This window comes from Agrobacterium sp. CNPSo 2736 (genome assembly GCF_004005385.1).
Classification (GTDB): domain Bacteria; phylum Pseudomonadota; class Alphaproteobacteria; order Rhizobiales; family Rhizobiaceae; genus Agrobacterium; species Agrobacterium leguminum.
The window spans coordinates 478017-500211 of the sequence record NZ_RZTX01000001.1 but is presented as its reverse complement, the minus strand read 5'-3'; the positions used below and the strand labels follow the sequence as shown (position 1 = coordinate 500211).

The 22195-nt window shown below is 58.4% G+C and carries 21 protein-coding genes and 1 tRNA gene; 12 read left to right on the top strand and 10 right to left on the bottom strand.

What is annotated here, in order from left to right; all coding sequences use genetic code 11:
- Positions 1-70: 70 nt before the first annotated feature.
- The 4 genes from mutT to EM858_RS02275 all read right to left on the bottom strand — a co-directional run bounded on the left by mutT (position 71) and on the right by EM858_RS02275 (position 3480).
- Positions 71-484: an 8-oxo-dGTP diphosphatase MutT gene (gene mutT, locus EM858_RS02290; RefSeq protein ID WP_003522547.1), complete on the bottom strand. Its 414-nt coding sequence runs from the start codon at positions 482-484 to the stop codon at positions 71-73.
- On the bottom strand, positions 481-1257 hold the full coding sequence (locus EM858_RS02285; protein ID WP_080819298.1) for a GNAT family N-acetyltransferase: 777 nt from the start codon (positions 1255-1257) through the stop codon (positions 481-483). Before EM858_RS02285 ends, mutT begins: the two co-directional genes overlap by 4 nt.
- A gap of 18 nt (positions 1258-1275) precedes the next feature.
- On the bottom strand, positions 1276-2517 hold the full coding sequence (gene argJ, locus EM858_RS02280) for a bifunctional glutamate N-acetyltransferase/amino-acid acetyltransferase ArgJ (protein ID WP_127755667.1): 1242 nt from the start codon (positions 2515-2517) through the stop codon (positions 1276-1278).
- Positions 2518-2610: 93 nt separating this feature from the next.
- Positions 2611-3480, bottom strand: a complete 870-nt coding sequence (locus EM858_RS02275; protein ID WP_127755666.1) for a peptidylprolyl isomerase — start codon at positions 3478-3480, stop codon at positions 2611-2613.
- Between the two features lie 242 nt (positions 3481-3722).
- On the opposite strand from EM858_RS02275, the gene secA reads away from it, so the two are divergent.
- The 5 genes from secA (at position 3723) to EM858_RS02250 (ending at position 11506) form a co-directional block, all read left to right on the top strand.
- On the top strand, positions 3723-6440 hold the full coding sequence (secA, locus tag EM858_RS02270; RefSeq protein ID WP_127755665.1) for a preprotein translocase subunit SecA: 2718 nt from the start codon (positions 3723-3725) through the stop codon (positions 6438-6440).
- A gap of 135 nt (positions 6441-6575) precedes the next feature.
- Complete coding sequence (locus EM858_RS02265; protein ID WP_127755664.1) at positions 6576-7469, top strand: DMT family transporter; 894 nt, start codon at positions 6576-6578, stop codon at positions 7467-7469.
- A gap of 81 nt (positions 7470-7550) precedes the next feature.
- Positions 7551-8753, top strand: a complete 1203-nt coding sequence (gene mdoC, locus EM858_RS02260; protein ID WP_127755663.1) for a glucans biosynthesis protein MdoC — start codon at positions 7551-7553, stop codon at positions 8751-8753.
- 57 nt (positions 8754-8810) lie between these two features.
- Positions 8811-10226, top strand: a complete 1416-nt coding sequence (gene uppV / locus EM858_RS02255; RefSeq protein ID WP_127755662.1) for a Wzx-type polysaccharide biosynthesis protein UppV — start codon at positions 8811-8813, stop codon at positions 10224-10226.
- Between the two features lie 8 nt (positions 10227-10234).
- Positions 10235-11506, top strand: a complete 1272-nt coding sequence (locus EM858_RS02250) for a GNAT family N-acetyltransferase (RefSeq protein WP_080819304.1) — start codon at positions 10235-10237, stop codon at positions 11504-11506.
- Positions 11507-11561: 55 nt separating this feature from the next.
- On the opposite strand, the gene uppQ is transcribed toward EM858_RS02250, so the two are convergent.
- Entirely contained in the window at positions 11562-12206 is a 645-nt protein-coding gene (gene uppQ / locus EM858_RS02245) for a polysaccharide biosynthesis GNAT family N-acetyltransferase UppQ (protein WP_127755661.1), read from the bottom strand.
- A gap of 296 nt (positions 12207-12502) precedes the next feature.
- On the opposite strand from uppQ, the gene EM858_RS02240 reads away from it, so the two are divergent.
- A tRNA-Leu gene (locus EM858_RS02240) sits at positions 12503-12587 on the top strand.
- Positions 12588-12853: 266 nt separating this feature from the next.
- Positions 12854-13369, top strand: a complete 516-nt coding sequence (locus EM858_RS02235; RefSeq protein ID WP_035264342.1) for a disulfide bond formation protein B — start codon at positions 12854-12856, stop codon at positions 13367-13369.
- Positions 13370-13399: 30 nt separating this feature from the next.
- On the opposite strand, the gene EM858_RS02230 is transcribed toward EM858_RS02235, so the two are convergent.
- Positions 13400-13957 (bottom strand): HNH endonuclease, encoded by a 558-nt coding sequence (locus EM858_RS02230; RefSeq protein ID WP_003585610.1) that lies wholly within the window; start codon positions 13955-13957, stop codon positions 13400-13402.
- Between the two features lie 348 nt (positions 13958-14305).
- Between EM858_RS02230 and EM858_RS02225 the strand changes: the two genes are divergently transcribed.
- The 5 genes from EM858_RS02225 (at position 14306) to EM858_RS02205 (ending at position 16977) form a co-directional block, all read left to right on the top strand.
- Complete coding sequence (locus tag EM858_RS02225; protein WP_080820966.1) at positions 14306-14605, top strand: hypothetical protein; 300 nt, start codon at positions 14306-14308, stop codon at positions 14603-14605.
- A 147-nt stretch (positions 14606-14752) separates the two neighbouring features.
- A complete protein-coding gene (locus tag EM858_RS02220) occupies positions 14753-15358 on the top strand; it encodes a transglutaminase-like cysteine peptidase (RefSeq protein ID WP_080819306.1) in 606 nt (201 codons plus the stop codon).
- A gap of 195 nt (positions 15359-15553) precedes the next feature.
- On the top strand, positions 15554-16345 hold the full coding sequence (locus EM858_RS02215) for a metallophosphoesterase family protein (RefSeq protein WP_080819307.1): 792 nt from the start codon (positions 15554-15556) through the stop codon (positions 16343-16345).
- 63 nt (positions 16346-16408) lie between these two features.
- Complete coding sequence (locus EM858_RS02210; protein ID WP_003520889.1) at positions 16409-16663, top strand: BrnT family toxin; 255 nt, start codon at positions 16409-16411, stop codon at positions 16661-16663.
- Positions 16654-16977: a BrnA antitoxin family protein gene (locus EM858_RS02205; protein ID WP_059753616.1), complete on the top strand. Its 324-nt coding sequence runs from the start codon at positions 16654-16656 to the stop codon at positions 16975-16977. Before EM858_RS02210 ends, EM858_RS02205 begins: the two co-directional genes overlap by 10 nt.
- 72 nt (positions 16978-17049) lie before the next feature.
- On the opposite strand, the gene EM858_RS02200 is transcribed toward EM858_RS02205, so the two are convergent.
- From EM858_RS02200 to EM858_RS02185, 4 genes are read right to left on the bottom strand one after another with little or no spacing between them, the layout of a single operon-like run.
- Positions 17050-18276 carry a glycosyltransferase family 4 protein gene (locus EM858_RS02200; RefSeq protein ID WP_127755660.1) on the bottom strand — a complete coding sequence of 409 codons (1227 nt, stop codon included), beginning with the start codon at positions 18274-18276 and terminating at the stop codon, positions 17050-17052.
- Positions 18273-19610: a polysaccharide pyruvyl transferase family protein gene (locus EM858_RS02195; RefSeq protein ID WP_127755659.1), complete on the bottom strand. Its 1338-nt coding sequence runs from the start codon at positions 19608-19610 to the stop codon at positions 18273-18275. The genes EM858_RS02200 and EM858_RS02195 overlap by 4 nt, the downstream gene beginning before the upstream one ends.
- Entirely contained in the window at positions 19603-21081 is a 1479-nt protein-coding gene (locus tag EM858_RS02190; RefSeq protein ID WP_127755658.1) for a lipopolysaccharide biosynthesis protein, read from the bottom strand. The genes EM858_RS02195 and EM858_RS02190 overlap by 8 nt, the downstream gene beginning before the upstream one ends.
- Entirely contained in the window at positions 21081-22160 is a 1080-nt protein-coding gene (locus tag EM858_RS02185; RefSeq protein ID WP_127755657.1) for an acyltransferase, read from the bottom strand. The genes EM858_RS02190 and EM858_RS02185 overlap by 1 nt, the downstream gene beginning before the upstream one ends.
- Between the last annotated feature and the right edge of the window lie 35 nt (positions 22161-22195).

Sequence of the window (22195 nt, the reverse complement as noted above, 5' to 3'; positions counted from 1 at the left end):
GCTGCGAACGGGGCATTTTCACGAAGCTGTGACGGGATAATACGCGAGGACCTCGGGAGGCTTCCCGATTTTATAGCAGGTCCTGCAGGAAGGGTATGAGCGGCTCATCGGCCGGCGGCATGGGGTAATCGCGCAGGGCCTGCGGCTTCACCCATTTGATCGCCTGCCCTTCCCGGCCATGCGCAATGCCCTCATAACGGCGGCACACGTAAAGCGGCATCAGGAGGTGAAAGGTCTCATAGGTATGGCTGGCAAATGTCAGCGGTGCGAGGCAGGCGACCTTGGTTTTGATGCCCAGCTCCTCGTCCAGTTCACGGACAAGGGTTTCCTCCGGCGTCTCGCCATGCTCCACCTTGCCGCCCGGAAATTCCCACAGGCCCGCAAGCGACTTGCCTTCCGGACGCTGCGCCAGAAGAATGCGGCCATCCTGATCGAGAAGGGCGCAGGCGGCGACCAGCAGGATTTTTTTGCCTGCCTCGCTCATTCGCCGGTTCCCTTGCGCCAGTAGCGATAACGATAAGCCTCGGAGAAGCCGAATTTTTGATAAAGGGCGATCGCCGGCGCATTGGTGGAAACCACCTGCAGCCAGGCGGTTTTTGCGCCGCTTATTCTGGCCCAGCGCAACGCGGATGACAGGATCTGCGTGCCGAGACCCTTTTTACGCTGCGATTTTATAACGTCGAGCGAGAGAATGCCGGCGAGATCGTTATCCTGCACGCAGATCACCGTCGCGAGCGGATTGCCTTCCACTTCCTCATTGATGAAGAGGCCGAGCGCCGGCTTGATGGAGCTGACGATTTCCGCAATCGCCGGACGGAGCGCCGGGTCGCCATCGCTGACCTTGATGCTCGCCTCGATAAAACGGCCGATATCGTGGCTCGGCAGACTGACCAGCGTTTCGGGCAGTTCCATTCCGGAGAGATCGGCCGTCATGACCGTGACCTCTTCGAAAACGGACCAATCGTCATTCGAGAGAAATTCTCTCAGCTGCGGCGGCATCAGCGTCGTTTCGCGCACCACCAGCGGTCGGCCGAAATCTTCGAACCGCTTGCGTGCCTTTTCCAGCCGCACCGCGCTGTTTCCGTAATCGGACGGATCGAGCGGCACCACGCAGTTGATGCGCTTGGAGGGGTGCGAACCCGTCAGGCGGATTTGCCAGCTACCGTCATAAATCACCGACGAGGCAGGCCATGCCCGGAAGCTGACGGCTTCCAGACGGCGAACCAGCGGCAGATTGACGGCCTTGTTGTCCTGCATTCTCTTCGGCTCCAACGGTCAGCTCCGGTAGTCGCCGTTGATCGCAACATATTCCTTGGTCAGGTCGCAGGTCCAGACGGTGGCAGTGCCCTGACCGAGACCGATATCCACCTTCACCGGAATGTCTTCGAGACGCATCACCGCGCTGGTTTCCGCCTCCGAATAATCCGGGTCACGCTCGCCGTTGACGGCCACGCGCACGCCGCCGAACCAGATGGCGAGGCGGTCGCGGTCGGCCATTTCGCCCGACTTGCCGACAGCCATGACGACGCGGCCCCAATTGGCGTCTTCGCCGGCAACCGCGGTCTTCACCAGCGGCGAATTGGCGATGGAGAGGGCAATCTTCTTGGCGGCGGCATCGTTTTCCGCGCCTGTTACGGTGACTTCCACCATCTTGCGCGCGCCTTCGCCGTCACGAACCACCTGCAGGGCAAGGTCCTTCAGAAGATCGTTCAGCGCGGTGCGGAAGCCGGCAAGGCGCTCGTCATCGGCGCTCGTTATCTTCACCTGGCCGTCTTCAGCGGCAGCACCTGTCGCAAACAGCATCAACGTATCGGAGGTGGAAGTGTCGCTATCGACCGTCACAGAATTGAATGTCGGGCCAACACCGGCAGACAGCAGCGACTGCAGGGCGGCGGGCTCGATATCCGCATCCGTCACCACGAAAGAGAGCATCGTCGCCATGTCGGGCGCAATCATGCCGGCACCCTTGGAAATGCCGTTGATCGTCACGATCACGCCGCCGATCTCGGCGGTACGGGTCGAAACCTTGGGATAGGTATCGGTGGTCATGATCGCCTTGGCGGCTTCCTGCCAGAAATCGGCTTCCGCCCTGACATTCATGTCGCCGAGAACGCCGGCAAATTTCGAGGCCTCCAGCGGCTCACCGATCACGCCTGTCGATGCCAGAAACACCTCGCTTTCGGAGCAGCCAACGGCGGCGGCGGCGGATTTCGCCGTCAGTTCGGTCGCGGCCTTGCCCTTGACGCCGGTAAAGGCGTTGGCATTGCCGGAATTGACCACCACGGCGCGCGCCACGCCGCCGCCGAGATTGGCGCGGCAGAAATCGACCGGGGCGGAAGGGCATTTCGATTTGGTGAAGACACCGGCGACGCTTGCCGGCTTGTCGAACACCATCAGCAGAACGTCGGTGCGGTTCTTGTACTTGATGCCGGCGGCGGCCGTCGCCATGCGAACGCCGCGCAGCGCAGGCATGTCGGGATAGGATTTCGGAGCGAGCGGGGAAACGGCAACGGACATGGGAAGCGCCTGAAATTCTGGAAATGGGAAGTATGGAAATGCCAGAGATGAAACGGGGCGGCCTTTAAAGCCGCCCCATAACAAGGGTAATTCTTACTGCTGCGGCTGCGGCTGAGCCTGCTGTTCCTTCGTGGCTTCGTCGTAGCCCTTCTTCAGCGTCTCATCCATGATTTCGATCTTCTGGTCAGCCTTGGCCTTCTCGATGAGGGCAACGTACTTGTCACGCATGACAAGCTGACGAACCTGCGGCTCGACCTGCTCGAAAGCCGGCGGCGGCGCGATGCGCTTGTCTTCGAGCTTGATGACGTGGAAGCCGAACTGGGTCTTCACCGGAGCCTTGGTGTAAGCGCCTTTTTCGAGGCCGAAAGCGGCTTCTTCGAATTCCGGCACCATGCGGCCCTTGCCGAACCAGCCGAGATCGCCGCCGTCATCCTTGTTGGAATCGGTCGACTTTTCCTTGGCGAGCGCGGCGAAATCCTTGCCCGAATCAAGCTGCTTGATGATGTCCTTGGCTTCGTCCTCGCTGGCGACGAGAATGTGCGCGGCCTTGATTTCCTCTTCCTGCGGCAGGGCTGCGACTTCCTTGTCGTAGCGGGCCTTTACTTCGTCAGCAGTAACGGCATCGACCACATGCTTGCGGAAATAGGCGTTGTGCAGCTCACGGTCCTGGATGAAGTCCATGCGCTTCTTGAAATCTTCAGTCTTTTCCAGACCTTCGGCGCTGGCGTTCTTCACCAGAAGCTTGACGTCGATCGCGCCGGAAAGGGCTGCAACCTTCTTCTGCTCATCGGGAAGCTGCGCGAGCTGCGGGTCGAGGTTGCTCATGGCGAGGTCGAGTTCGGACTGGTGGATTTCCAGATCGCCGACCTTGGCGACAACCTTGTCTTCCTGTGCGAAAGCCGGAAGCTGGAGGCCGAGCGTGGCCACAATCACCGCAGCCGCAATTTTATTATAGCGCAACATTTTGAACCTTTCGGGGACAATGCCGGCTCCAGACATGGTTTCCGGCTCTGAAAAAACTTCCAAACACCGGATTGTGGCCATTCTGTAACGGGCAGAACCGTTGACATCATTTGCCCCCCCTCTTATCTGTCACGCAACCTCGCGTCCAGATACGTTGAAGGGCGAAGTCCGTCATTTATGCTGAAATCGGCGTGACGGAGAAAAGCGCCCGGCAAAACGGAATTTCAGAAAGGGCCAGTAAGATGGTCAGTCTCGGCGGAATAGCCCGCAAGTTGTTCGGTTCGGCAAATGACCGCCGCGTCCGCTCCTATAAAAGCAAGATCGCAGCCATCAATGCGCTGGAAGAAGCCACCAAGGCGCTCTCCGACGAGGCGCTGGCGGCCAAGACCGCTGAGTTCCGCCAGCAGCTTGCCGATGGCAAGACGCTGGACGACCTGCTGATCCCGGCTTTCGCCGTCGCCCGTGAGGCGTCGCGCCGCGTTCTGCACATGCGCCCCTTCGACGTGCAGCTGACCGGCGGCATGATTCTGCATGGCGGCGCCATCGCCGAAATGAAGACCGGTGAAGGCAAGACGCTGGTGGCGACCCTTGCGGTCTACCTCAACGCCCTTGCCGGCAAGGGCGTGCATGTCGTCACCGTCAACGACTATCTCGCCAAGCGCGACGCGGCCACGATGAGCAGGCTCTATGGCTTCCTCGGGCTGACGACCGGCGTGATCGTCCACGGGCTGGACGACGACCAGCGCCGCGAGGCCTATGCCTGCGACATCACCTACGCGACGAATAACGAACTCGGCTTCGACTATCTGCGCGACAACATGAAATACGACCGCGCCCAAATGGTGCAGCGCGGCCACAACTACGCGATCGTCGACGAAGTCGACTCGATCCTGGTCGACGAGGCGCGCACGCCGCTCATCATTTCCGGCCCGCTGGACGACCGTTCCGATCTCTACAACACCATCGACGCCTTCATTCCGCTGCTGACGCCGGAAGATTACGAAATCGATGAAAAGCAGCGCTCGGCCAACTTCTCCGAAGACGGCACAGAAAAGCTCGAGAACCTGCTGCGGCAGGCGGGCCTCCTGAAGGGCGAATCGCTTTACGACGTCGAAAACGTCGCCATCGTTCACCACATCAACAATGCGCTGAAGGCCCACAAGCTCTTCACCCGCGACAAGGACTATATCGTCCGCAACGACGAAATCGTCATCATCGACGAGTTCACCGGCCGCATGATGCCGGGCCGCCGTTATTCCGAAGGTCAGCATCAGGCTCTTGAAGCCAAGGAGAAGGTGCAGATCCAGCCGGAAAACCAGACGCTTTCCTCCGTTACCTTCCAGAATTATTTCCGCATGTACGAAAAGCTGGCCGGTATGACCGGTACGGCTGCAACGGAAGCGGAAGAATTCGGCAATATCTACGGCCTCGACGTCATCGAAGTGCCGACCAACCTGCCGATCCAGCGTATCGACGAGGACGACGAGGTTTATCGCACCGGCGAGGAGAAGTTCCAGGCGATCATCACCGAGATCAAGGCGGCGCATGAACGCGGCCAGCCGGTTCTGGTGGGCACGACCTCCATTGAAAAATCCGAGCTTCTGGCGCATCTCCTGCGTCAGTCCGGTTTCTCCGATTTCCAGGTCCTGAACGCCCGTTACCACGAGCAGGAAGCCTATATCGTCTCGCAGGCCGGCGTTCCGGGTGCGGTTACCATCGCCACCAACATGGCTGGCCGCGGTACCGACATCCAGCTCGGCGGCAACGTCGACATGCGGCTTGAGCGCGAGCTCGAAGGCATCGAACCGGGTCCGGAACACGACGCCAAGGAACAGGCGATCCGCGCCGAGATCAAGGTTCTGAAGGAAAAGGCGCTTGCCGCCGGCGGTCTTTACGTCATCGCCACCGAACGCCACGAAAGCCGACGCATCGACAACCAGCTGCGCGGCCGTTCCGGCCGTCAGGGTGACCCCGGCCGTTCGAAATTCTACCTGTCGCTTCAGGATGACCTGATGCGCATCTTCGGTTCCGAGCGCATGGACTCGATGCTGCAGAAGCTCGGCCTGAAGGAAGGCGAGGCAATCGTCCATCCGTGGATCAACAAGGCGCTGGAGCGCGCCCAGAAGAAGGTCGAAGCCCGCAACTTCGAGACCCGCAAGAACCTTCTGAAATATGACGACGTGCTGAACGACCAGCGCAAGGTGATCTTCGAACAGCGTCTCGAGCTGATGGAAGCCGACAATATCGGCGAAACCGCAGCCGATATGCGCCATGAAGTGATCGAAACGCTCGTCACCAAGCATATTCCGGAAAATGCCTATGCCGAACAGTGGGATATTGCAGGCCTGAAGGCCGGCATCGCCCAGTTCCTCAACCTCGACCTGCCGGTTGAGGAATGGGCCAAGGAAGAAGGCATCGCCGAGGACGATATTCTCCAGCGCGTCACCGAGGCCGCCGACAAATACGCCGCCGAGCGCGCGGAACGTTTCGGCCCCGAGATCATGACCTATGTGGAACGCTCGGTCATTCTCCAGACGATCGACCATCTGTGGCGCGAACATATCGTCAACCTCGACCATCTCCGCTCGGTCGTCGGTTTCCGCGGTTATGCCCAGCGCGACCCGCTGCAGGAATACAAGGCGGAAGCCTTCGAACTGTTCCAGGCGCTGCTCGCCAATCTGCGCGAGGCCGTTACCGCCCAGCTGATGCGCGTGGAACTGGTGCAGCAGGAACCGCAGCAGCCGGAACTGCCGGAAATGACGGCGCATCATCTCGACCCCAATACGGGCGAAGACGAAATGGCGCAGGGCCAGCAGGCCGCGCCCGCCGCCTTCGTGCCGGCCGAGGATCGCGATCCGGAAAACCCCGCCACCTGGGGTCGCATCGGCCGCAACGAAATGTGCCCCTGCGGCTCCGGCAAGAAATACAAGCACTGCCACGGCGTTTACGAACAGGCCTGAGGCAGTTCCGGACAGACAAACGACATCGCCCGCACCTTCGGTTGCGGGCGATTTTCGTTACATCCCTCGATCGCTGTTGACGGATATCGGCAATTTCCAATATGGGAGCCTGATCGTCTTCCGGAAAACGCTTTCATGGCCCCTCGCGACTTTGCCGCTTATGTTTTTCTCGCACTGGCGTGGGGAATGTCCTTCCTGCTGCTTTTGCATGTCGTCGAGGCCTTTGGCTGGATCGGTGCGGTCACGCTCCGCTCTCTCGTCACCGCCATCACCCTGTTTCTGATCGCGATTGCGGCGCGCCGAAAGCTTGCATTTTCCGCCAGCTGGCGTGCCTTTGCCGTGGTCGGCGCCACAACGGTTGCGGGACAGTTGATCGGCCTTTCCTATGCGACGCCGCTGGTGGGCACCGCCATGGCGGCCATTCTGGTGGCCACCATCCCGCTTTTTTCCATGCTCATCTCGCAGGTCTGGGGACTTGAACGCCTGACGAAACAGGGCTTTGCGGGTCTCGTCATCGGCTTTGCCGGCATCTTGCTGCTTGTCGGCTTCCCCGCTGTGCCCGTCACGACCGGCTTCATCATCGGCTGTGCCGCCGCCCTTGCCGCCTGCATCTGCGCCGCCTATGGCAGCAATTATGCCAGCCGTTATCTCAAGGGCGTGGGTTCCTGGGAGATCACCATCGGCTCGTTCCTGACGGGCGGCCTGATGACATTGCCGCTTCTTCTGGCCGTGCCCCTGCCCGGAACGCCCCGCCTCATCGACTATGGATATCTTCTGGTGCAGGCAGTGGTGATGAGCGGGCTCACCTACATCACCTATTTCCGTCTCGTTTCGGTCATCGGTGCGACGAGGACGATCAGCGTGGAATTTGCCGTGACCGTCGTGGCAGTGCTCATCGGCGCGCTCGTGCTGGATGAGCCGCTTTCACTTCCCCAACTCCTCGGCGCCGGGATCATCATTCTGGGCTGTGCGCTGGTCCTCGATCTCCTGCCCCGGAAAAAGGCTCCGCCCACACCCTCCGGGGCGTGAAGGGTTTATTAGCGTTTTCCACCAATAGTCGTGCTGGTCATTGCTGATCACACGGGATCGCGTTTGCGGCGCGAGGGAAAAATGCAACCGGGCAAATCTGACTACGAGCATTATTGGGACCCGCTAAGGGCGCTCCTCATGCTGCTCGGCATTCCCTATCACGCCTCCCTGCTCTACAGCCATGTTTTGCCATGGGACATCAAGGATTTCGACACCAGCCCGCTTCTGAGCGCGCTAGGTGCTGCGCTCTCCACCTTCCGCATGCCGGCATTCTTTCTGGTGGCCGGCTATTTCTCCACCATGGTCATTGGCAAGAAGGGCAAGATGCGCTGGCTGAGGCAGCGTTTCCTGCGCCTCGGCGTGCCCTTCATCGTCGCCATTCTTCTGCTCGGGCCGTTGCAGCTTTTCCTGCTGCAACTGGCCGGCGTCGCCAAAGGCGATATCCCGGCCGACCGGCTGCTTGCGAGCCTGCCCGGCCTGCTGCGCCCGAGCGAACAGTGGATCATGCATCTATGGTTCCTGCCGGCCCTCATCTTCTATTCGATCCTGCTTGCCGGCCTGCTGTTTCTCGCGGAACGTCCGCCACTAGCCTATGTGAGAGACTGGTTCGGCAGCCTGCGGCAGCGGCATACCACCCTGTTTTTCGCGGCACTCTGCCTCGTACCTGTTGTGTGGGAATTGATGATCTATGGATCCGGCCTGCTTGCGGCAAAGAGCGGAAGCGGCCTTTTTCTTCTCTATGAACGCGCTTCCGATCCCTATGCGCGTTACCTGCCCTTCTTCCTCATCGGCGCGCTGCTGCACCGTGACCGCGCCCTCTTTCACCGCTTTCGCCAGACGGGTCTTCTCACCGGCTTCATCGCGGCGGGCGCCATCGCGACGGCGGTGATCCTGCGCCTGCAATATCCCTTTTCGAATTCGGCCCTGCTGGTGCTGGTGTCGGCAATTGCGGCGGTGGCGGCAAGCCGTCTGTTGATAGACCTCGCCTGCCGCTATTTCGACAGGCCGAACCGGCTTGCCAGGCGCATGACGGATGCGTCCTTCACCATCTACCTGTTTCACCATCCGCTGATCTACGCCTTCGGAACGCTGTTCATCCTCATTGCGCTGCCGCCCATCCTGGAATTTACCATCATCGTCGCGGCCACCACGGCAGTCGCCTATCTGCTGCATCAGGCGATACGCCTCAGCCCGCTCGCCCTTTTCCTGTTCAACGGCATTCGCAAGCCACGCACGGCGGACGATATTGGCACACAGGCCGGCGCGTCCCAAACCCTTCGTTAAGGATGAAGCGCGTATGATCGGCCTGCCTATTCAACTGGAAATGATGGCGTGTGGATCATGGCTATCCTCAACACGGCGGAAAAAGTCTTACCCGCAGGCCTGCGCGCGACGCTTTCGCCGCTGGTAGCGAAAGTCGTCGTCGTTCTTTCCGGCGGAGATGAGGTCTCCCGCGCGCAGCGCATGGCGCTGGTTGCGTTTGCGGTGCGTATCGTCAGCGCCGGTATCGCCTTCATTTCCCAGATCATCCTTGCCCGCCTGATGGGTGAATTCGAATATGGCCTGTTCGCTTTTGTCTGGGTTCTGGTGATCCTGTTCGGCAATCTTTCCTGTCTCGGTTTTCACACCACCGTCATTCGCTTTTTACCCGGCTATCGTCTGGAGGATGCCCATGACAAGATCATGGGGCTGACCTCGACGGCGCGCGTCTTCGCCATGCTTTCGGCCAGCGCGCTTGCGATTTTTGGTTTTGTTTTCCTGTATTTCTTCGGCGAAAGCATCGCCTCCTATTATCTCATTCCCGTTTCACTGGCGCTTTTCACCCTGCCGATGGTGGCGCTGGGCGATGTGCTGAACGGCACCGCACGCGCCAATGGCTGGGCGGTCTCCGCACTCAGCCCCACCTATATCGTTCGCCCGGTGCTGATCCTGCTGTTCATGCTGGTGGCAATCGGTCTTGGCGCGGAAAAAACCGCAACGACGGCCATGCTCACGGCCCTTCTTGCCACCTATGTCACCACGCTTTTCCATTTCGCCTTCATGAACCGCAGGCTCAACCGGCATTTCCGCAGCACGGTCCGCAGGGTGCATTTCCGCCACTGGATAAGGTTCGCCTTCCCGATGTTCCTGATCGACGGCATCGGTTTTTTGATGACCAATTCCGATGTGGTGATTGTCGGCCTTTACCTGCCGCCGGATCAGGTGGGCATCTATTTTGCCGCGGCAAAGACCATCGTGCTGATGCAATTCGTGTTTTTCTCGGTGCAGGCGGCGGCCGCCCCGCGCCTGGCCACCCTGATGTCGGCCAATGACAGGCCGGGGCTCGCCGGTTTCGCCAGCCAGGCCGCGCGCTGGGCCTTCTGGCCGTCGCTCGCCGTCGGCAGCGTGGTGCTTCTGGCCGGCCCGTTCCTGCTGTCGCTGTTCGGTCCCGGCTTCGTTCAGGGCTATGAGCTGATGTTCTTCCTTTTCGCCGGTTTCCTCGCCAAAGCGCTGATCGGCCCGGGGGAAACATTGCTGAACATGGCCGGCAAACAAAAATTGTGCGTCGTCCTTTATATTATTATCTTCGGTTGCAACATTGCACTCAACATGGCGCTCATTCCGGTCTATGGTCTGGCAGGGGCCGCGGCAGCAGTGGCGATAGCCATGGGCATAGAAGCTGTGCTATTGCATATTGCCATTCGCCGCACACTCGGGATCGTCCTTTTTGCCTTCAACGATCCCCGGGCGGGTCAAAACACTGGGAAGGCGGTGTAACGATAAGCATGTCCAGCGATCCAAAGAATCCGGATTTTCAGGACCCGCGCATCGCGGCACTGATGGCGTCCGCGGAGCGTGACCGCCCCGTGGCCGACAGCAGCCGACGCGTGGGCCGCGATGGCCGGGAATTCTGCATCTATCCGGGTCAGCTCGGTTATGACATGCAGGAAGAACTCGACTTTCTGTCCAACCGCGTCATGGAGGCGAATGTCTTCTTCACCGGAAGGCTTCTCGCGCCCGCCATGCCGCGCATCGACGACAAGTCCGTGCGCTTCGCCCTCATTCGCGATGAGAATGGCGCCAGAAGCCGCATGCGCTTCCTGATGCCCTTTACCGTGGAAAAGCCGGGCTTTTCCATCGGCCCCTCCATCATTCGCGTCTGGGCCAATCCATTCGGGCCGCTCGGCACGCCGCTGGTCGACACCGAAGGCGCTGCCGAAACCCTCGACAATCTTTTCGATGCGCTTTCCGACAGCAACATGCGTCTGCCGAATGTTCTGGTTCTGCCGGATGTCCGGCTGGAAGGGCCGTTTGCCCGCATGTTCAAAGCCATCGCGCTCAGCCGCAACCTGCCGGTGACGACGACTGGCAATTATTATCGGCCGATGCTGGAAAGCCTTCTCGATGGCAAGGCCTATCTGCGAAACGCCCTTGCGCCGCACCATTTGCGCGAAATGAACAGGCAGTGGCGTCAGCTCGAAAAACTTGGGCCCCTCTCCTATACCGTTACCCGGCAGCCAGCGGACGTGCGTTACCGCATGGAGGAGTTTCTGGCGCTGGAGGCGAGCGGCTGGAAAGGCCGCAAACGCACCGCGCTGGTCAACGACCGTTATCGCGCCGCCTTCGCCCGCGAGGCGATCACCAATCTGGCCGAAGCGGATGCGGTGCGTATCCACACCATCGATCTCAATGGCAGCGCCATCGCCTCCATGGTCGTCTTCATCACGGCGGGCGAGGCCTATACGTGGAAGACCGCTTTCGACGAGAGCTATGCGCAATTTTCTCCCGGCAAGCTGCTGGTGCAGAAACTGACCGACTGGCATCTGGATGACGCCAATATTCTGCGCAGCGACAGCTGCGCCGTGCCCGATCATCCGATCATGAGCCGCTTCTGGCAGGAACGTCAGGAAATGGGTACGCTGGTCGTCGGGCTTGCCCAGAACAGCGACCGGGACGTGCGTCAGGTTTCCACGCAGGTGGACATGTACCGCAACACCCGCAATCTCGCCCGCAGCCTGCGGCAGAAGATCCTGTCCTTCGGACGCAAGGGCAATTGATCCGAAGGGCGCCGTTGGCGCCCTTCGAAGTTTTCTGACACGGGCAAAGCCTGCTTCAGCGCGAGGCCGTCCGGATCATTTTGCACAGTTTCGTCAGCGCCGCATCGTATCCGCCGCCCAGAATATCGACACAACGGCGGGCGAGCTTGATCTGCTCGGTCCGCGACATATCGTTATAGGCTTGCAGAGCATTGCGCATCGCGCCCGGAGACACTGTGCCCGAGCCGCCGGGATTGGTGGTGCTGCCGCCGGGATTTCCGGGCGTGCCGGGCGTGCCGGTCGAACCGGAGCCGCCGATACCGACGCCAACGCCGAGACCGACACCGCTCGAGCCCCCCACATTGGCCCCGACATTGGCATTGATGCCATCCGAGCCGCCAACGGAAGCGTTCACACCGGCATTGACGCCGCTGGAACCGCCCACGGATGCATTGACATCCGCATTGACCCCATTGCTGCCGCCGACCGATGCGTTGACATCCGCACCCAGCCCGCCGCCGCTCCTGCCGCCGACATCCGCACTGGCGTTAACGCCACTGCTGCCGCCAACGGAGGCATCGACCCCGAGCCCGCCGCTGCCATTGTCGCCAACACTGGCGTTAACCCCATTCTCGCCACCGATCCCGATATCCAGCGCATGGGCGTTGATCGGCAGGATCAGACAGGCAGACAGTAACAAATTGCGAGAAAAAGCCCTCATAATTTCCTCCCTATGAGTTTGGCCATTCCCGCCCCGCGTGGAAACTCCACCCTGACATCATAATTCAATTAGTAATTGCGTATATTCTAATTTATTAGAGGTGCCTAATATTACCCTAATGCCGCAACTACAGGTGTCGCGATCCGGCACAGCCACCCTCCGCAACATTTTTGATCGGCGGCCCGGAAAAGACGGAAAACCGCGCGCGCAAACACGCGCAATTCAAAAGGATAAGTCAGCTTTGGGGTTGCACGCATGGCCTTGACCATGATAGACGCCGTGGCATTACCACCGTTGCCCCAATGGCGGAATTGGTAGACGCGCCGCACTCAAAATGCGGTTCCGAAAGGAGTGCTGGTTCGATCCCGGCTTGGGGTACCATTTCCAAAAGCGCATTGATTTCTCTAGGCTTTGCCCCGCACGTGCCAGTGAATTCTCTAATGGCCTCACGCCGCCGACAAACTCACGAAACTTTGCTTGCGCACCCCCGAGTATTACCGGGCTTTCATTTGCCAGATGCGGCGGACTCGATTAGACGAATCCCGTTACACCCCGTGAGGACCGGCGACTTAATTTCGCCATCACGCCCGCCTTTTTGAAAGCCCGTCCGGGATATCTGCTTCTTCGCGAAGTTTGAGGAAAACAACATGGCCAATGCGACCACCGCCGACAATAGCCGCACGCTCGCCGCTCTCGGCGTCACGGCGGGAATGATCTTCACCGTCGGCTCCGCCCTCGGTTTCCAGCATATTGGCGGTTATACGCCCTGTGCGCTGTGCCTGCTGCAGCGCGATCCCTATTATTACGCCATTCCGCTGGGCATATTGGCCATTGCGACCAGCATCTTTAAATTGCCGGTTCAGATCACCCGGCTGCTTCTTGCCCTTATCGGCGTGGCAATGCTGATCGGCGCCGGGCTCGGCGTTTATCATGCCGGTGTGGAATGGGGTTTCTGGGAAGGGCCGATCACCTGCGCCACCGGGGCGCCTTCCATCACCACCAATGCCGGCGATCTCCTCGGCAATCTGAACGCCATCAAGGCGCCTTCCTGCAACGACGCCGCCTTGCGGGTGCTCGGCCTTTCCTTCGCGGGCTGGAATGTCATCGCAAGCGTTGCACTTGCGGCAGTCGCCTTTTTTGGCGCGAGCCGTAAAAGCCGGTAAGCGGAAAACCGCGTTGCAGCCCTCAAAAGATCAGGGCTGCAGCTCGGTATCCCAGTAAAGATAGTCCATCCAGCTTTCGTGCAGATAATTGGGCGGGAACAGCCGCCCGTTATTGTGCAGATCCTGAACCGTCGGCTGGAAGGGCTTCTGCGCCGGGAACATGCCCGCCTGCTTGGGAAGCTTGCTGCCTTTTTTAAGGTTGCAGGGAGAGCACGCCGCAACGACATTATGCCACGTGGTTTCACCGCCATGCGCGCGGGGAATCACATGGTCGAAGGTCAATTCGTCCCGCGTGCCGCAATACTGGCATTCGAACTTGTCCCGAAGGAAAACGTTGAAGCGGGTAAAGGCGGGATTGCGGGTGGGCTGCACATAGGTCTTGAGGCTGACGACGCTCGGCAGCCGCATGGAAAAGCTGGGGGACGACACCGCGTGATCATATTCTGCAATGATGTTCACACGGTCTAGAAAGACGGCCTTGATCGCGTCCTGCCAGGACCATAACGACAAGGGATAATAACTCAGTGGCCTGTAGTCTGCGTTCAGAACGAGCGCCGGCAGGGCCTGTGGTGAAACTGCAATCGTCAAGGGCTTCTCCTGAGCGATTCGGCATCTGCACTTGTATATTAGGTCCGTTGTTACAGGATTGTGAAGCCTATAAATGCAGCGGCGAAGAGCTTAATTTTTGAGCCGCAGAATGGCCTTTTTCGCATTCCTGACGATCAAGCGGCACGGTGGCGCCTCCTGGCGTTGCGACACCGCTGGCCGATCTGCAGGAAGGCGATTCGGGCCTTTGCCGGGCACAAATCCTTCTCACACCGGATGCACTATCGGTGATATGATTACCCCCCGACGGACGACTGGAAAATCAATGCGCGCCGGGCATGGCAAATGTGCGGCGGCGGCGTTCATCATTTCGTCGATGGAGGAACGGTCATGAGGTTGGGCAGGCAGCAAGCGGCAGCATTGTGGGGCGGCCTGGCGGCCGGCGTCCTGACCGCCATGATCTGCCTTTCCGCGAGCGCCCATGCCCAGCAGTATCAGAATTTCGAAGTGACGCCGAATGGCCGCGGCGGGGCGCAGGGAACGATCGGCGGGCGCAATTTCGAAGTTTACCGGAATTATGACCGGCCGCCAGCCAGTCGCGCCTCCCCCGATACCCGGCGTGAACTCAGGCGGGCTGTCCCGCAGCAAACCTGTATTGTCGACACCGAGGGCAGAACCCGCTGCAGGTGAGCACGAACCCGGTTTTCCGGCTGTTTTTCAGCGCGCCGGCACAAAATTAGATTTCATTAAAATGCAATCTATCGACTTAAACGGCCCGCAAGAATGGGTCGCTATGGTGCCAGGCACAAGACAAGACAATTGTGCAGGGGCAAGGACATGGCGAAGAGAACAATCCGTCTGGCAAAGATTTTTGCCGTCGCTGCCGGTGTGGCGGCAGGTATTGCGACAACGGCATCGGCCGTCCAGCTCGGTGGCCTTGCCCAGAAGCCCGGCGCCTCGCGGCCCGGCCAGTTCATGACCACGAGCCGTCCCACCATCGCACCCATTGCCTTTGCGAAATTCTGTGAAAGCGCCGCCGACCAGTGCCTCCGGATTGGCGACCGCGATACGGTGGAACTGAGCAAGCAGAAGCGCACGGAACTCCAGCGCATCAACGCCGAGATCAACACCTCGATAAGCTATGTCGGGGAGCAGGATGGCGAAGACGACTGGAAACTGAACCCGGCAAGCGGCGACTGCGAAGATTTTGCGGTGACCAAGCGGCAACGCCTCCTGCGCGCCGGTTGGCCTTCGGGCGCCCTGCGCATCGCCACAGCCCGCACGACGGATGGCATAGGACATGCCGTTCTGGTCGTCAGCACCAGCCAGGGCGATCTGGTGCTGGATAACCGCACCAATGTCGTCAAGCCGTGGAAAGCGGTGGATCTGAAATGGATCAAGATTCAGTCGCACGAGGACCCGCGTGTCTGGCTGAAACTCTAGAACATGGTTTCAGGCTGACGCCGCCCTTTCGGACGGCAGGCATTTCGATTGCCGGTTTAAGGCAACGTATCTTTCGACCATCAAAGCGGGTATTCTTTCCCCACAGAATCGGCGCGTCAACGCAGCTTTGGCGGGTGATGCGACAGCCGCCTTCAACGCTCTTGACCTTGTGCGGGAGAGACAGTATCGGCAGCTATGCCCAAGGTGCTCAACTGGATTCGCGGTCGTAAACAACCAGCCTCCCGCGACGACCGGAGGCGGCGCAGAATTGACCTTGGCGACAAGCCGGCCTCCTTCCCGATCTATGCCATTGGCGACGTGCATGGCAGCCTCGACCTGCTGTTGCAGGCGGAGCGGAAAATCCTTGCCGATCTGGGACCCGACCCCTCACCCGCGCTGGTCGTTCTCCTCGGTGACTATGTCGATCGCGGACGCGATTCCCGTGGCGTTCTCGAACATTTGCTGCAGCCGCCGCCCGCGCCGCTGCGCCGTATTGCGCTTTGCGGCAACCATGAGCAGCTCTTCCATGACTTTCTCGAAAATCCGCAGCAGAATATGCACTGGCTGGACTTTGGCGGCCGCCAGACGCTTTTATCCTACGGCGTCGATATCGACTATTTCCTGCAAAAGGGCCGCCTGAGACTGCAGCCATTCAGGGACGCCCTGCTTGGCGCAATTCCGCAGACCCACCGCCAGCTTTTATCCAGCCTGCCGATCTACGCCCGGATAGGACCCTATATTTTCGTGCATGCCGGCTTGAGACCGGGATTGCCGCTGGAGGCGCAGACCGATGAGGACATGCTCTGGATAAGGGAGCCGTTCCTGTCGCAGGGGGCCGGGCTGGACCTCGTCGTCATCCATGGCCACACGCCTGTCACCGAACCGGAAACCGGCCCGCACCGGATCGGCATCGACACGGGTGCATTCACCACGGGCAGGCTTACCGTTCTCAGGCTTTCGGATGCGGGCTTGCACCTGATAGGCTAACCCAGGCATTTTTGTACTTACAAAAATCTTGCATATGCCGCTCATTTATTGTACGTACATAATATGCAAATCACTTATGACGAAACGAAGCGGCTGACGAATATCGAGAAACATGGCCTCGATTTTGCCGATCTGACGATTGAGTTCTTTGCAGGCTCTATCGTTCTTCCCGCCAAGGAAGACCGCTTTATGGCTATAGGTGAGTTTCAGGGTCGCATCATCATTGCGGTGGTGTTCAGCCCGCTAGGTTCGCAGGCCCTGTCCGTCATTTCCATGCGGCCAGCCAGCACCAGGGAAAGGAGGCTCTCATGCCCGTAAAGTTTTCTTCGAAACGCCCGCTTACCAATAAGGAAGAAGCCGAGATTCAGAAAATGATAGCGTCCGATCCGGACGCCCCCGAAGCCACCGATAAAGAGATGGCGCAAGCCAAACCGTTCGGGGCGGTTTTCCCTGACCTTGCCAAGAGTATTGATCGGGAGATTGCGCGCCGTGGCAGACCAAAGGCGGATGCGCCGAAAACGCCGGTTACGATCCGTCTCGATCCTGATTTGGTGGAGCACTACAAAGCCATGGGCAAGGGCTGGCAGTCACGCATCAATAGCGACCTGAGAAAGCTATCCGGTCTTCCCTGATCACTCGAACGCCCAAAGCCGCCCCAACCGCACGACCAAGAAAAGGCCCGATAGCGGCATCAAGGTCTGGTTTCAACGAACTCGCCTGCCACTCAGAATATCATCGAGGACCGCCATTTGCTGGCGATTCCATTCAATTGCGTCCTCAAACGCCCTGTTTCCCAGTTCCCGCCGCTGATCGCGGCTGGAGGCGAGCTGCAGGATCGCGTCGGCGAAAGCCCGATGGTCATTATCCTCCACAATGACCACGCCGCGCCGGTATCGTTCCGAAAGCCCCCTCACACCTGTCCGGGTGCTGATCGTGGGAACACCGGCAGCCAGGGCATCGAGCAGTTTTATATTGATGCCTGTTCCGAGCGTGATGGGATTGATGGAGAGCGGCGCGCGCGCGAAGGCGTCCTTCAGATTATCCACGCGACCGAGCTTGAGAATGCCCTCCCCGTCTTCGATCTTGCCGCATATGCCGCCCGCCAGAACCAGACGAATATCCGGCCGGGCAGCCCTGACCAGCGGCATGACGTTTTGCAGGAACCTTTTCAGGGAAATGATATTGGCGTCATTGCCGGAACCAAGGAACAAGAAGTCGCTCGGTGTTAAGTCTTCCACCCTTCCACCGAGATGGAGAATATGGCTGACGGTCGCAACAACCGGCGGCTCTGCCCCCAGCCGCTGCCTGAACGTCCGCTCCTCTTCATCCTGAATGGCGACAACTACATCCGCACGGCGGAAAGCCTTGCTCTCCACGGCCGGCGGAACGGAGAACCAGTATCCATATTTGTTCGCGGTGTTGACGAAAGCCTTGTGTCGGTCAGCGAAGGAATCATGAGTGTCGAGAATGCGCAGCACACCCTTCGGCAACCCCAGGAACGCCCGCGAATGAAAGGCATATTCGACAATAACGGCATCGATGCCAAGCCGGCGCTGAAGGCCCCGAACCTGCCGGCCGATTTCCGGGTAATAGAACTCGTCCAGATGGTTGTAGAAGGCGCCGTCGCGGCCGAGAATGCGGTGGACCTTTCGAATGGCTCGAAACGCGATCACTTCAGCTTCGAAACCCAAATCCCCGATAAGCCGTGTTTCAAAGCGGTTTCGCTGCCGTGATACGAAATGCAGGCGTCCGGAACCGAATTCCGCTTCATGCGTGGCCGGATCGAAATCGGCGGCAATCGGGGTATCAATATAGACGAAATGCACCTCATGTCCCAGGCTGCGAACCGCACGTGTCAGCTGGAGAATCCGGCTGCGGTTACCCTCGGACGCAGGAACGGCGGGAATGGCTGAGACGAAAGCGACTTTCATGAGAACGATTGATTCTGTTTTGGAAAAGACTCGAAAATCTGAAAATTGTTTTTTGACAGGCTGAGAACATCAGGCAATTTCCGCTGGACCTGCTCGCGGAGGTCATCAACATTGTCAACGAACTCCATCAAAGCATTCCTGATACCGTCATCGCTATAGAAGGCGGAGGGAGCGAGCAGTTCCGACGAAGATAGGGCGAAATGCTGGTATAGCCCTTCGAATTTCCCCTGATAGGCGATACATATGACCGGAACGCCTTTACCCAGCCCTGCTATGGCGAGATGCATGCGCCCACTGACAATTCCATCCAGTTGCGCCGCAATGCCCTTGAGAACAGACGCGGACCACTTGCCGTTCAGATATCGAACCCTATCTGCCAGCGAATCTGGAACCTGCCCGGCAATCGCCTGAAGGCAAAATTGGTCGCCGAAACCCTCCCGGTAATCATGCGGCATAAGCAGCCAGCAGACCGGTCGTGCATCCGCCACAAAGTGCAATGCCTCGGCTCCACGCTTGATGATGGTATCGACCTGGCCGCTGTCAGCATTTTTGAACAGCATGGGATGCAGGTTGAAGCCCATCACCCTGTATCCCTCATCACGTTTCCGCTTGATCCAGGAGACGGTGTCTTCATCCGGTTCTGTGGCAACAAGGCTAAACGCCGAATCGGCGACCAGTACCGCGTTTGTCCTAGCGAAGGATTGCAGGCGGCTGAGGGAAACCGGATCGCGCACATTAATCGAGACGTCAGGATGCAGGGCGCTATAAAACATAGCCAGAGCGGGATGAGGCGCTTGGTTGAAGCTGAAACCAAGGATGACATTTTTTATCCCGGCAGCCGCAGCCAAATCAGCACTTGCCAAGAGTTTAGCGCTGACCAATGGATGATAATATCCATCCATCACATCCGCCCCAACCACCACGACGCAATCGTATCGCCGCGCTTCAAAGTGGTTACCCAGTGCTCCGGCAAAATCAATTTCGCCAAAGAGATCGACGGGATTAAACCCCCTCTGGCGAACCAAGTCCGCGGCATCTGTTCCCTCGACCAGTATATCGACTTCGACATCAGGATTTCTTGCGCGAGCATGCTGAACTGTCGCGGTGATCATGGCATCGTCGCCGATAGAGCCAAAAACGGAATAGGGATCGCAGGCGACAATCAGAACCCGATTTATATGATCCCCAGCGGCGAGTTTTTTTATCCGTCGCTTTTGCTCCTGCAGCGTGTGAAAGAAGTGACGAATGGCAACATCCTGATTGCGGCTTTCATTGTACTTCACCCATTCACGATGCAGCGGTGCGGGGATGATTTTTTTTATGAGCTTACGCATTCACTTCCTTCCGTGGGAGTACCTTGCTCGTGACGAAAAGAAGGGCCGACCGCGCCTGCGTTCGGGCAACCAGCGCTATGAGCAAAAAATAAGTTAAGATAAAAATGGATCCGAGCAGTATTGCAGACATGAAATCGCCTAAACCGAGGGCGGCAATTTCAGGACGCATCCATTGAACGACGACAAAGCAAAGACCGCTGGCGGCAAAACTCGGCAGAAGCAGAGACATTATTGTTCGGAGCGACACGCCCAATTCACGCGAAACATAAAAGAACGTAAAGGGCGTGGAAGCAAGCTGGCCAAATACGTAAACAATGACGAGTTCATCGATACCATCTGTCGGTATGAAGACAATCATAAGAATTGTGGCAATCGATTTGGCCGCGCCGGCAATCAATACCTTGTTCGGGCGGCCGCGTGCGGAGAGAAATGGCCCGTTTTGAAATTGCACGCACTGTAAAGCGCCGAGAAGCAGCAGGGGTCTCGCGATCTCATCTGCCCCTTGCCACTGCGCACCAAACAAAACGCGGCAAATCTCCGGCGTCAATGCCGCAAAAAGCACGAAGGCTGGTGTCGAGACGATAGCGGATATTGCGATCAACTGCTTGTAAAGTTCCGCCATGCGTTCGCGCTCGCGCGAGACGCGTGAAAGCACCGTTAGCGACACGTCATAAAGTGCCGACTGGAGCAATTGCATCAGAAGTTGATAGAGCCTGCTGCCAACGGTGTAGAGTCCGAAGACGGCCACGCCATAGCGTCCCAGGATCATGAAATCGATCAGGCGCGTGGCCGCGAAATCGACAATACGAAGGCCGAGCGCCGACGAACCGAAGCGAAGCAGTTCGACGAAAGTGCCGGGATTGAGAGTGGTGCCCGGCAGCCAGTGCGGCTTTCGCCAGAGCCAGATCAGCGTGACGATGGTGGCGACATAGGTCTGCACGACGAGGCTCCAGACGCCCATGCCCATGATCGCGAAAACAATCGCCACGCCGCCGCCGACGATGTTCGATATGAAGGTTCTGATTGCCAGCGGCTTGAAAGCCAGTGCGCGGCGATAATTCACCTCCTGAAACATCGAAGCCGTGTTCAGCGGCAGCAAGATGCAGATCGCCACGATGACCGGCGCCAGCCCGTCGACCTCGAACCAGCGTTCCAGTTCCGGAGAAAACACGCAGACGGCAATGGCCAGCAGCGTCGCAACCGCAACCGAGGCATAAAAGGGCAGATTGACGTCGCCGGGTTCCAGGTTGCGTCTCTGTACGATCGCATCCGCGAATCCGAACTCCGACACCATCTGGATCAGCATCAGCACCAGCCCGGCGGTAGCGACCATGCCGTAATCGGTAGGGCTGAGGAAACGGGCCAGAACGATGAAGAGAATGGAGGTGAAAAGCTTGCCGCCCCAGTTCTGGACGATGGACCAGAAGACACCCGTAACGGCGGCGCTGCCTATCGAATTTGAAGTCGACATCAATTAGCCATCCGCAAACTTGGCTGTGGCGCCAAACTGGAGTTGATGAAATTGCGTGCTGGCTTCTCGAACCCTCTGAAAACGACATAGCCCATGAAGGTTAGAGAAATGATCGTCACGCTCAGATAAAGCAGAAAAAAATCGATAGGTTCACCAAGCGCCTGCCACACGAATTTGAATAGTGTGGCGAATAGAATCCCGTGAATCATGTAGATTGCGTAGGAGCAATCGCCAGCTCTCGACAAAACGGAAGCGGTTTTCCCAGAGTAGGAAATGCTTCGCTCTCCTAAAGCTGTGGACAGCATCGAAAATGCTAACAGCACCATAATATGATTTGGATTGGAAAGCCGGAACATCCACCACGCTGCAAGTAAAAACGTGGCGATCCCCAGATATAGAAATAGAGAATTTGAGATTTTCACCTGCTGATAGATTTTGTAGGTGAGGCATCCAAGCATAAAGCTCGGTAGCGCACGAAGCATGCCGAAATCATAATTGGCACCATACATACCGCCCGGCTGCTCCCAAACAGGCAACCACGGGCGCGAAAAAATATAAAAAAGAATAAGGACAAGCGGGGCGGAAACGTAAATCTTGATGCTGCGGATCATCACCACAATGAACGGAAAGAGTAGGTAGCAGAAAAACTCCGCGCTGATAGACCAGGATGGATGATTGAGCGTCAGTTTGTCTGCCAGTCCCCACGCCTGCACAAGAAAAGTGTTCAGCACTATATCCAGGTACTTCACGGTGCTTATGGGGAGCGACAGCACAACGGACATGCAAATCAAAACCGCCATGGTTGCGATATGGAGCGGATAGATGCGTGCAAGCCTTCGAATCAGGAACGTCGAATAACTTGCCACACCAAGTTGCAAATCTTTGTAATTGTGAAAAAGAACAAACCCCGACAGCATAAAAAAGAAGTCGACAAAGATACCGAAACTTCCCACATCAATGACCGATTTGGCGCGGCTGTCGATACTGTTTACGTGAAACAGCACCACACCGATTGCAGCAAGAAACCGGTAAAAATCAAGCATGAGGAACCGCAATTTATCGGTACTGGCTGCTTCCATCTGCTTTTTCCTTCGAAAAATCCTCGCAACACCGG

What these genes read in the sequence shown, in the direction of transcription:
- EM858_RS02185 (WP_127755657.1), bottom strand. Translation starts at nt 22,160, where the DNA reads ATGGAAGCAGCCAGTACCGATAAATTGCGGTTCCTCATGCTTGATTTT.
- EM858_RS02220 (WP_080819306.1), top strand. Translation starts at nt 14,753, where the DNA reads ATGGCGAAGAGAACAATCCGTCTGGCAAAGATTTTTGCCGTCGCTGCC.
- secA (WP_127755665.1), top strand. Translation starts at nt 3,723, where the DNA reads ATGGTCAGTCTCGGCGGAATAGCCCGCAAGTTGTTCGGTTCGGCAAAT.
- EM858_RS02205 (WP_059753616.1), top strand. Translation starts at nt 16,654, where the DNA reads ATGCCCGTAAAGTTTTCTTCGAAACGCCCGCTTACCAATAAGGAAGAA.
- uppQ (WP_127755661.1), bottom strand. Translation starts at nt 12,206, where the DNA reads ATGAGGGCTTTTTCTCGCAATTTGTTACTGTCTGCCTGTCTGATCCTG.
- EM858_RS02225 (WP_080820966.1), top strand. Translation starts at nt 14,306, where the DNA reads ATGAGGTTGGGCAGGCAGCAAGCGGCAGCATTGTGGGGCGGCCTGGCG.
- EM858_RS02265 (WP_127755664.1), top strand. Translation starts at nt 6,576, where the DNA reads ATGGCCCCTCGCGACTTTGCCGCTTATGTTTTTCTCGCACTGGCGTGG.
- EM858_RS02215 (WP_080819307.1), top strand. Translation starts at nt 15,554, where the DNA reads ATGCCCAAGGTGCTCAACTGGATTCGCGGTCGTAAACAACCAGCCTCC.
- EM858_RS02275 (WP_127755666.1), bottom strand. Translation starts at nt 3,480, where the DNA reads ATGTTGCGCTATAATAAAATTGCGGCTGCGGTGATTGTGGCCACGCTC.
- EM858_RS02210 (WP_003520889.1), top strand. Translation starts at nt 16,409, where the DNA reads ATGCAAATCACTTATGACGAAACGAAGCGGCTGACGAATATCGAGAAA.
- mutT (WP_003522547.1), bottom strand. Translation starts at nt 484, where the DNA reads ATGAGCGAGGCAGGCAAAAAAATCCTGCTGGTCGCCGCCTGCGCCCTT.
- mdoC (WP_127755663.1), top strand. Translation starts at nt 7,551, where the DNA reads ATGCAACCGGGCAAATCTGACTACGAGCATTATTGGGACCCGCTAAGG.
- EM858_RS02250 (WP_080819304.1), top strand. Translation starts at nt 10,235, where the DNA reads ATGTCCAGCGATCCAAAGAATCCGGATTTTCAGGACCCGCGCATCGCG.
- argJ (WP_127755667.1), bottom strand. Translation starts at nt 2,517, where the DNA reads ATGTCCGTTGCCGTTTCCCCGCTCGCTCCGAAATCCTATCCCGACATG.
- EM858_RS02200 (WP_127755660.1), bottom strand. Translation starts at nt 18,276, where the DNA reads ATGAAAGTCGCTTTCGTCTCAGCCATTCCCGCCGTTCCTGCGTCCGAG.
- EM858_RS02235 (WP_035264342.1), top strand. Translation starts at nt 12,854, where the DNA reads ATGGCCAATGCGACCACCGCCGACAATAGCCGCACGCTCGCCGCTCTC.
- EM858_RS02195 (WP_127755659.1), bottom strand. Translation starts at nt 19,610, where the DNA reads ATGCGTAAGCTCATAAAAAAAATCATCCCCGCACCGCTGCATCGTGAA.
- EM858_RS02285 (WP_080819298.1), bottom strand. Translation starts at nt 1,257, where the DNA reads ATGCAGGACAACAAGGCCGTCAATCTGCCGCTGGTTCGCCGTCTGGAA.
- uppV (WP_127755662.1), top strand. Translation starts at nt 8,811, where the DNA reads ATGGCTATCCTCAACACGGCGGAAAAAGTCTTACCCGCAGGCCTGCGC.
- EM858_RS02190 (WP_127755658.1), bottom strand. Translation starts at nt 21,081, where the DNA reads ATGTCGACTTCAAATTCGATAGGCAGCGCCGCCGTTACGGGTGTCTTC.